Raw genomic sequence first — 15,411 nt, forward strand, 5'->3', positions numbered from 1 at the left:
AAAAATTGGTGGCGAATCGATATATTTGCAAAAAGAAAAGCATGAGCAAGGATAATCCAGAAGAATTTTACGGCAGGCTTAGGGAGGAATTAAGTTCTACCCATAGCTGGCCTACCGATTACCTCTATAAATTTATCGTACCCAGCGACCCGGAAAAGATCGAGCAAATCCAGAGGATATTCGATAATACGGGGGCTGTAATAGAATCAAGAAAATCCAGTAAAGGTAAATACACTAGTCTTTCTGTTACAATTCATCTGAAAAATCCGGATGAAGTGATCAGCAAATACAAAGAAGTTGGAGAAGTGGAAGGGGTTATCTCTTTATAAGCTGGTAATTCTTGTATTATTTTGTTACTTTGCATCAGTCGATTTACTTCCGACAAATAATTTAAGCTTAAACTTTACAATTTGAATCTCGTAGAAAACTTAGAATACAATACTGAGCGCTCGCAGCTCATTATTCCGGAATATGGTCGCCATTTCCAGAAAATGGTAGATTATGCCGTATCCATTGAAGATAAAGAAGAACGGAATAAAGTAGCCCAGGCGATCATCAGTGTGATGGGTAACCTCCAACCCCATCTGAGGGATGTACCCGATTTTCAGCATAAGCTATGGGATCAGTTGTTCATCATGTCCGATTTTAAATTGGATGTAGATTCTCCCTTTCCTATTACATCACAGGAGACCTTGCAACAACGCCCGGATCCCTTAGAGTACCCCCAGAACCATCCCAAATATCGTTTCTATGGAAACAATATAAAGCGAATGATCGATGTGGCCGTGAGTTGGGAAGAAGGGGATAAGAGAGACGGCCTGGAGTATGCCATCGCCAACCACATGAAGAAATGTTACCTGAACTGGAATAAGGACGTGGTAGACGACAAGGCTATTTTTGCTCACCTTTACGAATTGAGTGACGGGCAGATCGACCTGGCCTCTGATGGAGAGAATCTTACGGAGAGCGGTCAGTTTTTAAAGAATAAGCCCGCCAAATCCAGCAGGAGTAGCTCAGGCAAAAAAAGTCAAAGAACCGGTGGTCGCGGTAAAAAGCGATACTAAACAATTTTCTATCTAACGTATGGGAACTTTCAGAATTGAAGGAGGGATAAAGCTCCAAGGAGAGATAACACCCCAAGGTGCCAAAAACGAAGCACTGCAAATACTTTGTGCAGTATTACTGACCCCTGAAAAAGTGGTCATTCACAATATTCCGGACATCGTAGACGTGAATAAGCTGATCGCCTTGCTGGAGGATCTCGGTGTTAAGATCCAGAAAAAAGGTAAGGGTTCCTATACCTTTATGGCGGATGATATCAACCTTGATTACCTGCAGTCTGAACAGTTTAAAAAGGACGGAAGAGGTTTAAGAGGATCCATTATGCTGGTTGGCCCACTCTTGGCCCGCTTCGGAAAAGGATATATCCCAAAGCCGGGAGGTGATAAAATCGGCCGGAGAAGATTAGATACTCATTTCACCGGGTTTATTAACCTGGGGGCTAAATTCCGTTACAACAAGGAAGAGCATTTCTACGGTGTAGAGGCTAAAAAGTTAAAGGGAACCTATATGCTTCTTGATGAAGCTTCGGTAACCGGAACTGCTAACATAGTAATGGCAGCGGTGCTCGCAGAAGGAACCACGACCATTTATAATGCAGCCTGCGAGCCTTACCTGCAGCAACTGTGCAAGATGCTGAACCGGATGGGGGCCAAGATTAAAGGTATAGGCTCTAACCTGCTCGAAATTGAAGGTGTTAAGGAACTGGGCGGTACGGAGCATACTATGCTGCCCGATATGATTGAAATAGGAAGTTGGATTGGCCTTGCCGCTATGACTCGCAGCGAACTGACCATTAAAAATGTCAGTTGGGACGATCTTGGGCAGATCCCGGACGTGTTCCGTAAGCTGGGAATTGACCTGCAGCGTAAGGGAGACGATATCTTTATTCCGGAACAACCGGACGGTTACGAGATACAGAACTACATAGACGGCTCTATACTAACAATAGCTGACGCTCCATGGCCAGGACTTACCCCTGACCTATTAAGTATCATCTTGGTCATGGCTACACAGGCAAAAGGAGAAGTGATCATTCACCAGAAAATGTTTGAAAGCCGACTATTCTTTGTAGATAAGCTCTTAGATATGGGTGCTAAGATCATCCTTTGTGATCCGCACAGGGCGGTTGTGATTGGTCACAACTTTAAATCGACCTTGAAAGCTACCACTATGACATCACCCGATATACGGGCGGGAATCTCTTTGTTGATAGCCGCGTTATCTGCTAAAGGAGTCTCCACAATTCATAACATTGAACAAATAGACAGGGGATACGAGGATATTGAAGGTAGGCTCAGAGCGATCGGGGCTAAGATTACCCGTGTCTGATCAGGATGATTTATTGAATATTATTTTTCCACCTTAGTGCCATCAGGGTAGAGGGCAAACCTGCCTTCTTTCTTCCCGTGAACGGGATCAGGATGTCGCCAGGGCCAACCACCAAACTGTGTTAAGCGATATTCCTGCATGGCCTGTTGTATCTCGGCCTGGGAATTCATGACAAATGGCCCGTGTTTGGCTACTGGTTCTGCAATGGGTTTACCCTGTAATAATAGAAGATGAGAGCGCTGCTTACCATTGACCAGGAGAATTTCTTCTCCAGAATCTAATTCGGCAGCTTGCCCCTTGTCATGCTGTTGTCCTTCTATGGTTAAACCACCCCCTTCGTAATAGTAAAGGTCCCGGTTTATTCCCCGTATCGAAGCGGGTAAAGTGAAGCTCGCCCCGGGTTCCAGGTGAATATTCCAAATGGCGACATGGTTATCGGGATCAGCGGCCCAGGAATTCGGAGCAGGGTCAGGGCCTTTGGTTTCCCGGTACTTTCCACTGATCACTTTAACTTGTACATCCTTTTCAGATATAACCGGAATCTCCTCATGCCAGAGCATTTTAAAGTGGGGCTCAACAAACTTATGTTTTTTGGGCAGGTTCAGCCATATCTGGAATAATTCTAAGGGGTTATCCTTATCGTCATTTAATAAGGGAAACATTTCTGAATGGTTAACGCCTTTCCCTGCGGTCATCCATTGTACATCGCCCTGCCCAAAACGACCTGCGGCACCCAAAGAATCTGAATGATCACAGAATCCTTTATTGACAATAGTTATGGTCTCAAAGCCACGGTGGGGATGGTAGGGAAATCCCGGTATATCTTTGCCATGGTACATGCTCCAGCCGTCCTTTCCATCAAAGTCGTTTCCCAGATTCCTGCCCTCAAGGGAGCTATCCGGACCTAATTCACCATTACCATTAGGGTAATGGTCCAGGTGATATACACAGAATAAAAAGGGATCCTGGGTCTGCCAGGGGAAGCCCATGGGGTAAACACGTTTTATCTTAGCTGACATTAGTATACTTTTTGTTTAGTGTGCTGCAGTATTAATCTCCACCCAGTTACCCTCCGGGTCTTGCAGGTAGATCTGTCTTACTCCGTCCGAGCGCAAGCTTACTTTACCTTTTTCCCCGGGCCAATCCCAGAAGGGGATGTTCCTTGATTCCAGGTACTTTATAAAGGTTTCTAAATCATCTATGGCCAGGCATAGGTGTACACTTTTACTTCCCGTCCGGATCACGGTGTCTTTCTCGATCAGGTGAAGCTGGGTGTTTCCATTGATGCGAAACCAGCGAAAACCCGGGGCCCTGTCCGGGTGCGGGATCTCTTCTAACTGCAGTATATCTGTGTAGAAATCGCCCGTCTTTTCCACATCCTCTACAATGTAAGAGTAGTGGTCATAGGTGAAATTAAAAGTTTGCGAGTTGGCTGCAAATACAACAAGGCATCCGAGCAGGAGAAAGTATTGCTTCATCTTTTTTAAAATAGGTGCATTTAGTAATTGTCGGATATGATATGCGGTTTACCACTCTTCGGATTTTTGCATATAATGCGAAATAAACGGGCATCCCACCTTCACATCAAGTCCCTTGGCTTGTACATCTTCCAGGACGGCTTGGGCAAGTTTTGAGCCAATACCCTGACCTTCCAGCTCATCGGGAACTTCGGTATGCATCAGGTGGATGGTTTCTCCCTGGATACGGTATTCCACAAACGGTGTATATCCGTCAATATGAAATTCATAACGACCGGAGTCCTTATTATTGATCAATTCTGAATTTTCGGCAGACATAATTTTATTTGGTATCAATTGGAGGTGGTCCGTCCGGGACTATAGCCTCGTACACTTCATCACCTTTTCTCTCCTTGTATTCTTTTTTAACTGCTTCTACCAGTTTAGGGTTCTCAAACAGGTCTACCATGGTCATTCCCATGGCTTTGGCCGCATAGACCATCCCTTTATGACCAATACTCATGCCGCCGCAGGCTACAACCGCCCAGGAGTGCCATGGGGTATCTTTTGGAGCAGTGGTTACACTCAGGTTGATATTAGCCACATTCCAGCTGACATCTCCTACATCTGTAGAACCTCCCCCCGGGTTTTCTTTGGTATCCAGCAGTGGTTTTATTTCGCTGTCCATTCCCAGCTGTGGTTTCCCGGTAACTTCCTGTATCTTTTTTCCGAAAGCCGACTCTTCTTCGGTGTAGGTTATCGGGCCTAGTAATTCAAGGTTTTTCTGCATGATCTCACCCCCGGCACGGTTTACCAGCACCTCGTAGATCCCGGAGATAAGCGATATCTTGTAATCCACATTGGCCAAGATCGCTGCACCTTCGGCCATCTTACGTACTTGTTCATATACGGGCATCATTCCGCTGCGTTTCGTATCGCGAACCCGTACCCATAATTTGGAATAATCCGGCACAACATTGACCACCTGGCCACCGTCCTGTATGTGGTAATGAATCCTGACTGTTGGTTTAATATGCTCCCGGTAGTAGTTGATCCCCGTGGTGTAGAGTTCCAATGCATCCGATGCGGATCGGCCGTTCCACGGGTCGGCGGATGCATGGGCTGCCTGTCCGAAGAATTCTACTTTAAAGTCGACTAATGCCAGTGAACTTTGTACATCGGCTTCGGTATTGGCACCGGGATGCCAGCTTAAATTCACATCAACATCGTCCCATAATCCTTCCCTGACCATCCAGATCTTTCCAAAAAACTTTTCTTCGGAGGGGGTGCCAAAAAACTTAATGGTCCCACTGAGCTTCCCGGACTCTATGAGTTCTTTTGCCGCTATAGCAGCACCAAGACTACCGGCTCCAAAGAGGTTATGCCCGCAACCGTGACCGGCGGCCCCTTCATTTAACGGCTCTTTGGTAGGTTGAGCTTTCTGGGAAATTCCAGGTAGCGCATCAAACTCGCCCAGCACCCCGATAACAGGACTACCGGAACCATAGGTGGCAACAAAAGCCGTAGGCATTCCGGCAACGCCTCTTTCCACTGTGAATCCATTCTTTTCGGCATAATCTGCCAATATCTTACTGGATTGGTCTTCTTCGAAAGCGGTCTCGGCAAGGCCCCAGATAGAGTCACTTATCCTGATCAGTTCTGATTTATGTTTTTCTACAGAAGCAACAATGGCTTTTTTATGGGTATTCATTTTCTGAGCAGATGCCGCGGTGGCGATCAGCAGCAAGAGGGGAAGGAGAATTTTTTTCATCGGTTTTTTGGTAAAAATTTCAGTGGTTAGTACAATATTGTTTACGTCTAAAGTTCTTTAACAAAAACTTTATAACTGGTAATGAGCACCTTAGGTGTGCATCACCAAAAACTCGAAAATCGAGGTTTTTAAAGATAGTAAAATCTATTGATGAAAAAATTATATACGTGGAGCCCTGATCAATTTTATCAGCTTCAATTTACTGGTTCAAAGCCTTTTTATAGGTAGCGAGACAGCGTTCGCGCGCTTCCTTATGATCTACCATTTTTTCGGGGTAATCATCAGTATCTACTTCAGGCACATACGCTTTAATGTAGGCTCGTTGTTTATCAAACTTATCTACCTGGGTCATTGGATTAAAAATTCTGAAATAGGGAGCAGCATCAACACCACTGCCTGCCGCCCATTGCCAGTTCCCCACATTACTGCTCATCTCGTAATCCAGGAGCTTTTCAGCAAAATAGGCCTCCCCCCAACGCCAGTCGATCAGTAAATGTTTACAAAGAAAGCCGGATACCAGCATCCGTACCCTGTTGTGCATATAACCTGTTTTGTTCAATTGGCGCATGCCTGCATCTACGAGTTCAAAGCCGGTATTCCCCGTCTTCCACTTCTCGAATTCTGCTTCGTTATTGCGCCATTGGATGCGATCGTATTTTTTCTTGAATGCATCGGTCGTGGTATTCGGAAAATGCCATAGGATCTGCATAAAGAACTCTCTCCAGATCAGCTCGTTCAGAAAAGTTTCATTTTTACTATCCAATGCCTTCTTCACCATTTTTCGGATAGAAACCGTACCGAACCTTAAATGCGGCCCCAAGTGCGAGGTACCGTCCTTTGCCGGGTAATTCCTCGTATCCTCGTATTGATCGATCAAAGTAGGGGTTACATCGTAATCGGGTACCTGTATACCTGATTTTTTAAACCCCATATCGGCTAAGGTAAGATTGGGAAGTCTGCTGTGCTTTACAAGGTTGTTTAAGTAAGAATTAGTGTAATAGATCTTCAGATGATCAGAGGTATTAAAGTTGGATTTCCAGGTTTTCATATAGGGCGTGTAAACCACATAAGGGTCACCATCATCTTTCACCACTTCATCTTTCTCAAAAATAACCTGGTCCTTAAAAGTGTGGAATACTATATCATTATCATCCAGGAAATCTCTTATTTCCTGGTCTCTTTTGGTGGCGTAGGGCTCATAATCATGGTTGGTATATACTTCCGCTACCTGGTATTCTGAGCACAGGTCTTTTATGAGCTGTAGGGGCTCTCCATGGAGCAGTGCAATAGAACTGTCGTGTTCATCCTGCAACTGTTGCCTCATTTGCTGTAAACGTTCAAAGATAAAAGTCACCCTGGCGTCGTCTTCGGGTAAACTATCCAGTATTTCTGTATCAAAGATAAACAACGGCATAACAGGGTAATCCCCTTTTAAAGCATTCCTAAAACCTACATTATCATCAAGGCGAAGGTCTCTTCTGAACCAGAAAATAGAGATGGGTTCTTTCATCTTAGTTAAGGTTTAATACACCAAGACCGCCGTCAATACTGAGAGTCTGACCGGTCATCCAGCTGCTTCCGTCACTCAATAAGAAGGTCGCCATGGCGGCGATGTCCTCCGGTTTTCCAAACCGCTTTAAAGGGTGTCTCTCTGCCATAGCTTCCTGCTTTTTCTCGTTGCTGAGGAGTCGGGAGGATAATGGAGTATCGACCAGTGAGGGGGCAATCACATTTATCCTCACCTTAGGAGCGTACTCGGCAGCCATGGCCCTGGCGAAGCCTTCTATAGCACCTTTGGCAGCGGCGACGCTGGCATGATAGGGCATCCCGGTCCCAACGGCTACAGTACTGAACAACACCACGGATCCCCCTTCGGTCATCTTGGGCATGACGGCCTGTAGAATCTTGACCAGGCTGAAAAAGTTGAGTTCCATTTCTGAGCGGAAATCATCTAGCTTCAACATTTTAAAGGGCTTCAGGGTGATACTACCCGGGCAGTATATAAACCCGTCTAAGCTGCCTGGTAAAGCCGAGGTATCTAAATCGTCTGCCAGCACATCCAATTTATGATAGTGTACATTGAGACCCTCCAGCCCGTCATTGGTCCTGGATGCCACATGAACTTCGTGAGTGTCCTGTATTTCTTTTACGGTGGATTTGCCGATCCCGTGGGAACCGCCGATCATCAGTATTTTCTTTTTCATTTTAAATCGTTTTTAATTCGAAGGTATTGGCCTGTCCTGGAATGGAGCCGAACATCTGGCTGAGTTTTTCGGATCTATACTTAAATATACGTTTCAATTGCTTTTTCACCAGTAAGGTATGTCCCAATTTTCCAATAGGTCCAAAAGGGAGTTTGTAGTCTACAATGTCTTCCATGACGACTCCTTCCGGGGAAGGGTGTATCATATGTTTATGATGCCAGAAAGCATAAGGGCCAAATCGCTGTTCATCGACAAAGTATTCACCCTCCTGCACATGCGATATTTCGGTCACCCAGCGGGTGGTAATTCCGGGGAATGGCGATATTTTATACTCGATGATCTGGCCGGGAAACATCGGTCGTTCTGACCCCGAGAGGATGTGAAAACCCATGTGTTCCGGGGTCAGTTTTTTTAAATTTTCAGGGTCTGAAAGAAAGTCCCAGGCTTTTCCTGCTGTTATGGGCACTGCCTGGGTAGTTCTGATTTGGTACATAACGCTATTTAATCATAAAATTAACCTGATTATTGTTCAATAAAAAATTATAAATGTTAAACAAATAGTAAATTTGTTTAAGTGAGATGTTCGGGTTTCAACCTGGGTAGTTAAACTGCTCTTAAATAAGGGGTTCTATTTGTTATGTTATTGGCATGATGATTGCCTAATTTGTAATTTTCGCCCAAATTTGATGAATGCCCGCTATGCTGCCGTTTTTAATATACCTATGGATTATCTTCTCCCTTCAGTTACAGCAGCCTACCCAGGTGGTGGCCGAGCTGCCATCGGAAGTAAAAGAAACGTCCGGACTTGCCTTTTACGACGGGAAATTATACACCCATAACGATTCTGGCCGTGATGCCCGGATCTACCAGCTAGACACCGATACAGGTGCCGTCATCCGTTCCGTAGCCTTGCGAAACGCAGAAAACAGGGATTGGGAAGACATGGACCAGGATGAGTCTTATGTTTATATAGCAGATATCGGCAATACTTTTGGGGACAGGGAGGACCTGGTGATCTATAAAATAGCAAAGTCAGATATGGAACTTCAGGACGAAGTAACTGCGGAGCGCATCGAATACACTTATGAAGACCGGGAAGCGATTAAACGAGTTGGTCGAAGCGAGTGGGATGCCGAGGCGCTATTGGTGATGGAGGATCAGCTGGTGGTCTTTACCAAGTCGTGGCAGTCCGAAACCACTCGTGCCTATGCTATCCCAAAATCTCCCGGTAAGCATATTGCCCGGCACATCGGCACTTTTACTATCAATGGACTGATCACGGGGGCTACATATAATGCAGATTCGAGATTCATATACCTCTCCGGGTATTCCCGCTTGCTGCAGCCGTTTGTCGTAAGTGTTTCCGGAATGACAACAGAGAATATTTTTGCGGGGGAGGTGCGTAAGAAAGGACTGGATATTAACTTCTCACAAGTAGAGGCAATTACTGCCGCAGGTCCTAATAAGTATTACTTATCTTCTGAGAATTTTACTGCCTTTGATGCTAATTTGTATACAATTGACACTGCAGACGACGCAGCCGGAAGCAATTAAAACGTCATATACATTAAAGTTTAAGAAGACGTAGTAAATGAGCATGAACATCCGCACTTCACCGAACTCAAAATAAGCTTCCAGCCCACGAAACCATACTTTATTTAAGGATTCCTTAACAATTTCAGCTATCATTATGGCTAGCTTTGTAGGTATACAAACTAATTTCAAAACAAAATGAAACGATTAACATTATTCCTGTCCACTGTATTATTGACGTTGGGCATGAGTGCCCAGATCTCGGCACCTGCGCCCAGTCCTTCTTCAACCTTGGAACAGAAGGTAGGTCTTACTGATGTAACTGTAGAATACTCCCGTCCTTCAATGCGAGGGAGAACCATTTTTGGAAATCTCGTGCCTTACAACGAAGTATGGCGTACTGGGGCCAATGAAAACACAAAGATTACTTTTAGTGATGACGTAAAGATCGGCGAGCAGACACTGAAGGCCGGCACTTATGCTGTCTTTACGAAGCCTGGTGAAAGTAGCTGGGAAGTTATGTTCTACTCGGACACTAATAACTGGGGTACTCCCCAGGAATGGGATGATAGCAAGGTAGCTGCTACGGCAACTGCAGATGTCCATACCATGGAAATGGATGTGGAAACCTTTACCATGACTATCGATGACCTTCACAACAACGGAGCTACCCTGGGGATCATCTGGGATAATACCTATGTAGGGGTTCCTTTTACAGTACCTACCCAAGAAAAGGCTATGGCAAGTATTGATCGTGTCATGAACGGGCCGGGGGCAAATGACTATTATGCCGCTGCGAGCTATTACCTGGAAGAAGGTAAGGACCTTGAAAAAGCCAGCAAGTGGATTGAGAAGGCGGTAGAAATGAATCCTGACGGCTTCTGGGTCATGAGGAAACAATCACTGATCTATGCCAAAATGGGCAAGAAGGATAAGGCGATAGAAGCTGCTAAAAAATCACTGGAAGTTGCGCAGAAAGCAGGAAACCAGGATTACGTAAAACTGAATAAGGATTCCCTGAAAGAATGGGGTGCGATGTAAGCCTTAGCTGACGATATTATTAAGAACCCGGGAGATCCCGGGTTTTTTTATGTTCTGATGGGAGGGTTATTGAGCAAGCGATCAAATCCTTCCAGGATAAAAGCGATCAGGATGACCATAGCACATCCGAATGCATTGAGCCACAAGTAGGACATCCAGTCCCAGTACCAGCCGACGATCACGATCACCTGTGTTACCAGGGCGGCTATAAATACGGCGTTTCCTTTTACGTACTTAAAGAAGAAGGCCAGCAGGAATATACCCAGCACGTTTCCGTAGAAGATAGATCCGATAATGTTCACCAATTGTATCAGGTTGTCAAAAAGGTTGGCTACACATGCGATGAGGATGGCTACAATTCCCCAGACCAGGGTAAAAAACTTAGATACCTTTACAAAGTGTTCCTGTGTAAAATCACCGGTTTTATAGCGTTTATACAGATCCAGTGCACTGATAGTTCCCAGGGCATTGAGCTCAGATGCAGTTGAGGACATGGCTGCAGAAAGTATCACAGCCAATAATAGTCCGATCAGTCCCCTTGGAAGCTGGTGTAGTATAAAATGGATGAATACATAATCCTTGTCATTGGTCTCTACCGTACTATCTGCCTTGTTAATCAAGGTCCTGGCTGCCGCACGGTTATTCTTTTCCATTTCGTTGATCTCGGCGATCTGTTGTTCAGCCGCCACGATAGCGGCGTATTCTTTTATTTCCAGGGCTGAAGCAAACTGGTCCTGTGCCATCTTTTTGTCCTGCTCTATCTCCCGGTGGCCTTCTATCAGCATTTTGTAATCATCAGCATAAGGTGATTCCATTACGGCATTGGTAGCGGCCGGGTTAAAATTCAGGGGAGAATTGTTGTACTGGTAAAAGACAAAGACCATAACTCCGACCAGGAGAATGAAGAATTGCATAGGGATCTTAAGGACCCCGTTAAAAATAAGGCCGAGCTGCATTTCCCGGACCGACTTACCGCTCAGGTAACGTTGCACCTGGCTTTGATCGGTTCCAAAATACGCAAGCATAAGGAAGAGTCCGCCGGTTAGTCCACTCCAGATGGTATACCGGCTATCCGTATCCAGGTCAAAATTGAGAATTTCTAGTTTACCATTGGCCCCGGCAATTTTTAATGCTTTTCCAAAACTGATATCCTCGGGCAGGTATCCCAGGATAAAAAAGAATGCGATGAACATCCCGGACATAATGATGAACATCTGTTGTTTCTGGGTGACGCTCACCGCCTTGGTGCCCCCGGTGACAGTATAGATGATAACGAGGATCCCGATGATGATATTCAGGGTTCTCAAATCCCAACCCAAAACAGCAGATAGAATGATGGAGGGCGCAAAGATGGTAATCCCCGCGGCCATACCTCGCTGTATAAGGAATAAGATAGCCGCCAGGGTCCGGGTTTTAAGGTCAAAACGATTTTCCAGGAATTCGTAGGCGGTGTAAACTTTTAACCTGTGGTAAATTGGAATAAAGACCATGCAGATGATGATCATGGCCAGTGGAAGTCCAAAATAGAACTGCACAAACCCCATCCCGTCATGGAAGGCCTGTCCTGGAGTAGAGAGGAAGGTGATGGCACTGGCCTGGGTGGCCATTACGGACAAACCTATAGTCCACCAACGAGTGGTATTGCCTGCGAGAACATAATCGTTTACATCTTTACTACCCTTGGTCTTCCAGACCCCGTAGGCCACGATAAAGATCAGGGTGGTCGCTAATATAATCCAATCAAGTGTTGCCATATTAGCTAAAGGTCGTCATTAGGTAATAGAAAATGAGGATGTAAGTGGCATTCAGTAATAATACCCAGGTGTAAGATTTCTTCCAAACAAATTTCTCTTCCATGCTAACCTTTTGTGGCTTGTTTCTCGGACTTGGTCTTTTTGCCCAGAGATAACATATTGGCAAATAATTTATAAGCGCCCGGGACACCGGCGGGAAGCTCCCTGAAAAAACTCAGCCCAGTGTAAATATAATGGCCTTTTCCGTATGGGGCTACTAATAGGGAACCTTTTTTTGGCGATTCCCCGGAATCATTCATGGAAAGAATGGGGGTAAAGGCCTGGTCCCAGGATCCCGGGAAATATAGTCCGCGCTCCTGCACCCAGCCTTCAAAATCCTCCTGATTTATGGGGTTCGGTTTATTAACCAGGGGATGATCCGGGGCTATAATATCAACCGGCGCATTCTCATCAGAAACCCTGTCACGGGACAATTGAAGCGGGTAAGGGGCTAAGAAATCCATATCGGCATCCCTTCGCCCTGCAGTATTATACTGGAGTATCAGGTTGCCTCCTTTTTTTACGTATTCAAATAAGAAAGGTTGTTTAAATTTTAATTCATCCAAAACATTATAGGCGCGGATCCCCACCACAATTGCATCGTATTTGTCCAGGCTTCCTTTTTGAATAGAAGCGGGGTCTATCATACTAACTTTATACCCGATCTGTCTCAGGCTTTCAGGGACCAGGTCTCCAGCGCCCGCGATATAACCTATATCTTCCCCGGCCTTTTTAATATCCAGGCGTACTACTTTGGCGCTGGCCGGCAGGAGCACTGATTGGGTAGGAATATGATCGTAATCTATAGTCACCAGTTCACGGCTTAACTTCTTACCGTCAAGACTGATAACCGGTCTGATCTCGCTTTCACTTTCAGTAGTTGGAGAGGTCAATGAGAAATTTACGGTGATCTCATCTCCCTTATTTGCTATTTCAAAAGGAATGTTTGTCTCCTCTGTAGACCAGCCATCTTTGGTATCCAGGGCGATAGATCCTTTGACATTGTTCCTGTTGGCCCTGATACGAACCGGGATCAGGTGCGGATACCCGTTCGTGTAAATGAATACGGGTTCACTGAACCTAGCCGTCACTTCGGGTAATATTTCAAATGGCCTGTAGATCTCACCCTTATCCGGTTCTGAATATTTATGGATGATGGAGCGTGTCACTTCCAGGGGATAACCTGCAATATCCAGTTTAAAAACAGCTTTAAACTCCCTTGGGGTTTCCGGTTGCCCGATGAGTGATCGGTCTTCTACTTTATACATTCCCAGGCTACCTTTTTCATTTAGCCAGTAGGGACTGGAATAAGCTGCATCTGCAGGGATGGTGAGTTCCAGGGATTCGGTTAATTTTTGGTTGTCCTCAAGTTTTTTATCAAACGATTGGAGTGGAGTAGCAGTGAGATCAGCGGAAACTAATGTCACATCATTCTTGCTGCGGTTAATCACTTCAAGCGCTACGGTCACGGCACCCCCGGGATAGCTGCTTGGCTCGTCTGCAACTGCTTCAAGGAATATGCCGCTTACGGACAGGATAATCTGTTCCAGTTCCCTAAGTTTTTGATCCTTCCAACTGCTGTCACCCAGTGCGCTCAGCATACCGTGTGCTTTCAGTAAGTCCGGAAGGTGTACCGAAGGGTCTTTAAAATTGAAATTATTCTCGAGGGGGTATAACAGCTGACCGATTTCTTCGCCCGCCTCAATACGGGACCAGCTGGTGTCTATACCATCAAAAAGTTGCTTGGTGGATGCAAATGAATCCCCTTTCAGTAATTCTATATATTCATTCTCTGAGCCCCGCTGTAACATCCGGCCAAATCCCTGGCTAAGGTGTTGGCTGCTCGCCTGGGCGGCGATCTCGTTATTAGACTTTCCCAAGACCGGGTAATAAATCCCGGTGTCAAAGGTCAGCATATTGGATTTATCCGCTTTTTCAAAATTCTCCTGGCTGCCATAAAACCACCAGGAAGTATTAAAAAACAGTCTTTTAGGTTGCCAGGGGTCTACCTCGCTTAATTGATCAGGGTAGGCCGTTGCATCTCCTGCAAGGTCAAATGCCTCGGTACTCAGCATGGCAGATGAAGTATGATGACCATGTGTAGAACCGGGAGTCCGGTGGTCAAATCGATTGATGATCACGTCGGGTTGAAAATTTCGGATCACCCAAACCACATCGCCTAGTACCGCTTCCTTATCCCAGATCTTTAGGGTTTCGTCGGGGTGCTTGGAGTAGCCAAAATCATTTGCTCGCGTAAAATACTGTTCACCTCCGTCTACACGTCGGGCGGCCAGGAGTTCCTGTGTTCTTAAGACTCCTAACAGTTCCCTGAGTTCCTGGCCAATCAGGTTTTGTCCTCCATCACCACGGGTGACAGAGAGGTAGGCAGTCCTGGCTTTCTGTTCTTTAGAAAGGTAAGCGATCAGGCGGGTGTTTTCGTCATCCGGGTGGGCAGCGATATACAGGGCCCTCCCAAAGAAATTCAATTCTTTCAGGTTCTGGTAGATATCGGAGGAAGATTGTGGTGGTGGTGCCTGGGCCAGTGCCGGAAAGGAAATACATTGTAATCCAAGAAGGAAAACCAGTAAAATACGCATGTTTGTTTAGCTTTTGTCGGTACTCAAATATAGAAACTTTAACAGCGAAGCTTTTCCATTTAAAACTTCTTTAACAATTACAAAGCATCGCTGCCTTCACGGGTGTGATCGTAAGTATCGATCAGGGAAACTGCCTTTTGCAAGAGCAGGTTGTTGGGATAGGTCATTAATTCCCCATTATCCTTTCTTAAGTGTATATGGTAAGCGCGAATATCTTCGATGAGCAGGCTGCCTTCATAATCGATTTCCTTATCAAAGATCTTGATCCGGTCTCCGATCTTGAACGGAAAGGTAAAGAAGAGAATCACCCCTGCCGTGACGTTACTTATTATGGACCAGGAGGCGAAAAGGGCTACACCTATCACGGCGAAGATGGAAGAAAAAACCAGGCCTATATCCCTGATGTTAACTCCCCATACAAAGATGATCGCGACGATTCCGAGGAATGTCAGTCCAAAAGACAGGTATTTTGTAATGAGGCGGGTGCGGACCTCGTGGATGTCACTGAGTCGGCCTACTTTTCGGACGGTTTTGGTGATTCCAAATTTCAGCAAGAGCATCAGGAGCAGAATAATACCCGTGCTGGCCAGTTCATTTTTAAATGTAAAAAGTAATTCTTTCATA

15 protein-coding genes are annotated in these 15,411 nt (G+C 45.5%); 5 read left to right on the forward strand and 10 right to left on the reverse strand.

Annotated elements, in window-relative coordinates; genetic code table 11:
• Positions 1–41: 41 nt before the first annotated feature.
• The 3 genes from PP178_RS07210 (at position 42) to murA (ending at position 2,391) form a co-directional block, all read left to right on the forward strand.
• Entirely contained in the window at positions 42–329 is a 288-nt protein-coding gene (locus PP178_RS07210; RefSeq protein ID WP_272593664.1) for a DUF493 family protein, read from the forward strand.
• A gap of 81 nt (positions 330–410) precedes the next feature.
• On the forward strand, positions 411–1,064 hold the full coding sequence (locus PP178_RS07215) for a DUF4290 domain-containing protein (RefSeq protein ID WP_272593665.1): 654 nt from the start codon (positions 411–413) through the stop codon (positions 1,062–1,064).
• 19 nt (positions 1,065–1,083) lie between these two features.
• Positions 1,084–2,391: a UDP-N-acetylglucosamine 1-carboxyvinyltransferase gene (murA, locus tag PP178_RS07220; RefSeq protein ID WP_272593666.1), complete on the forward strand. Its 1,308-nt coding sequence runs from the start codon at positions 1,084–1,086 to the stop codon at positions 2,389–2,391.
• Positions 2,392–2,411: 20 nt separating this feature from the next.
• On the opposite strand, the gene PP178_RS07225 is transcribed toward murA, so the two are convergent.
• The 7 genes from PP178_RS07225 to PP178_RS07255 form a co-directional block, all read right to left on the reverse strand.
• Positions 2,412–3,410 carry a pirin family protein gene (locus PP178_RS07225; RefSeq protein WP_272593667.1) on the reverse strand — a complete coding sequence of 333 codons (999 nt, stop codon included), beginning with the start codon at positions 3,408–3,410 and terminating at the stop codon, positions 2,412–2,414.
• A 15-nt stretch (positions 3,411–3,425) separates the two neighbouring features.
• Positions 3,426–3,869, reverse strand: coding sequence for a VOC family protein (locus tag PP178_RS07230; protein ID WP_272593668.1), 444 nt, complete (start codon positions 3,867–3,869; stop codon positions 3,426–3,428).
• 48 nt (positions 3,870–3,917) lie between these two features.
• Entirely contained in the window at positions 3,918–4,187 is a 270-nt protein-coding gene (locus tag PP178_RS07235) for a GNAT family N-acetyltransferase (protein WP_272593669.1), read from the reverse strand.
• Positions 4,188–4,191: 4 nt separating this feature from the next.
• On the reverse strand, positions 4,192–5,619 hold the full coding sequence (locus PP178_RS07240) for an amidohydrolase (RefSeq protein WP_272593670.1): 1,428 nt from the start codon (positions 5,617–5,619) through the stop codon (positions 4,192–4,194).
• 199 nt (positions 5,620–5,818) lie between these two features.
• Positions 5,819–7,129, reverse strand: coding sequence for a cryptochrome/photolyase family protein (locus PP178_RS07245; protein WP_272593671.1), 1,311 nt, complete (start codon positions 7,127–7,129; stop codon positions 5,819–5,821).
• 1 nt (position 7,130) lies between these two features.
• Positions 7,131–7,823 (reverse strand): SDR family NAD(P)-dependent oxidoreductase, encoded by a 693-nt coding sequence (locus PP178_RS07250; RefSeq protein WP_272593672.1) that lies wholly within the window; start codon positions 7,821–7,823, stop codon positions 7,131–7,133.
• Between the two features lies 1 nt (position 7,824).
• A complete protein-coding gene (locus PP178_RS07255; protein WP_272593673.1) occupies positions 7,825–8,316 on the reverse strand; it encodes an SRPBCC family protein in 492 nt (163 codons plus the stop codon).
• A 197-nt stretch (positions 8,317–8,513) separates the two neighbouring features.
• On the opposite strand from PP178_RS07255, the gene PP178_RS07260 reads away from it, so the two are divergent.
• Both PP178_RS07260 and PP178_RS07265 read left to right on the forward strand, forming a co-directional pair.
• The gene (locus tag PP178_RS07260; protein ID WP_272593674.1) at positions 8,514–9,377 is read left to right on the forward strand and encodes a hypothetical protein; all 864 of its coding nucleotides are present in this window, start codon (positions 8,514–8,516) and stop codon (positions 9,375–9,377) included.
• Positions 9,378–9,554: 177 nt separating this feature from the next.
• The gene (locus tag PP178_RS07265; RefSeq protein WP_272593675.1) at positions 9,555–10,397 is read left to right on the forward strand and encodes a DUF2911 domain-containing protein; all 843 of its coding nucleotides are present in this window, start codon (positions 9,555–9,557) and stop codon (positions 10,395–10,397) included.
• 47 nt (positions 10,398–10,444) lie between these two features.
• Here the strand turns inward: PP178_RS07265 and PP178_RS07270 are convergent, their stop codons facing one another.
• The 3 genes from PP178_RS07270 to PP178_RS07280 all read right to left on the reverse strand — a co-directional run bounded on the left by PP178_RS07270 (position 10,445) and on the right by PP178_RS07280 (position 15,410).
• Complete coding sequence (locus PP178_RS07270) at positions 10,445–12,151, reverse strand: sodium:solute symporter (protein WP_272593676.1); 1,707 nt, start codon at positions 12,149–12,151, stop codon at positions 10,445–10,447.
• A 104-nt stretch (positions 12,152–12,255) separates the two neighbouring features.
• Positions 12,256–14,787: a PIG-L family deacetylase gene (locus PP178_RS07275; protein ID WP_272593677.1), complete on the reverse strand. Its 2,532-nt coding sequence runs from the start codon at positions 14,785–14,787 to the stop codon at positions 12,256–12,258.
• Between the two features lie 77 nt (positions 14,788–14,864).
• Positions 14,865–15,410, reverse strand: coding sequence for a mechanosensitive ion channel domain-containing protein (locus PP178_RS07280; RefSeq protein WP_272593678.1), 546 nt, complete (start codon positions 15,408–15,410; stop codon positions 14,865–14,867).
• Between the last annotated feature and the right edge of the window lies 1 nt (position 15,411).

The organism is Zeaxanthinibacter sp. PT1, from assembly GCF_028464225.1.
Lineage (GTDB): Bacteria > Bacteroidota > Bacteroidia > Flavobacteriales > Flavobacteriaceae > Zeaxanthinibacter.

Coding starts and splice junctions, on each gene's coding strand:
- PP178_RS07245 (WP_272593671.1), bottom strand. CDS start 7,129: ATGAAAGAACCCATCTCTATTTTCTGGTTCAGAAGAGACCTTCGCCTT.
- PP178_RS07265 (WP_272593675.1), top strand. CDS start 9,555: ATGAAACGATTAACATTATTCCTGTCCACTGTATTATTGACGTTGGGC.
- PP178_RS07210 (WP_272593664.1), top strand. CDS start 42: ATGAGCAAGGATAATCCAGAAGAATTTTACGGCAGGCTTAGGGAGGAA.
- PP178_RS07280 (WP_272593678.1), bottom strand. CDS start 15,410: ATGAAAGAATTACTTTTTACATTTAAAAATGAACTGGCCAGCACGGGT.
- PP178_RS07250 (WP_272593672.1), bottom strand. CDS start 7,823: ATGAAAAAGAAAATACTGATGATCGGCGGTTCCCACGGGATCGGCAAA.
- murA (WP_272593666.1), top strand. CDS start 1,084: ATGGGAACTTTCAGAATTGAAGGAGGGATAAAGCTCCAAGGAGAGATA.
- PP178_RS07230 (WP_272593668.1), bottom strand. CDS start 3,869: ATGAAGCAATACTTTCTCCTGCTCGGATGCCTTGTTGTATTTGCAGCC.
- PP178_RS07235 (WP_272593669.1), bottom strand. CDS start 4,187: ATGTCTGCCGAAAATTCAGAATTGATCAATAATAAGGACTCCGGTCGT.
- PP178_RS07240 (WP_272593670.1), bottom strand. CDS start 5,619: ATGAAAAAAATTCTCCTTCCCCTCTTGCTGCTGATCGCCACCGCGGCA.
- PP178_RS07255 (WP_272593673.1), bottom strand. CDS start 8,316: ATGTACCAAATCAGAACTACCCAGGCAGTGCCCATAACAGCAGGAAAA.
- PP178_RS07270 (WP_272593676.1), bottom strand. CDS start 12,151: ATGGCAACACTTGATTGGATTATATTAGCGACCACCCTGATCTTTATC.
- PP178_RS07260 (WP_272593674.1), top strand. CDS start 8,514: ATGCCCGCTATGCTGCCGTTTTTAATATACCTATGGATTATCTTCTCC.
- PP178_RS07275 (WP_272593677.1), bottom strand. CDS start 14,787: ATGCGTATTTTACTGGTTTTCCTTCTTGGATTACAATGTATTTCCTTT.
- PP178_RS07225 (WP_272593667.1), bottom strand. CDS start 3,410: ATGTCAGCTAAGATAAAACGTGTTTACCCCATGGGCTTCCCCTGGCAG.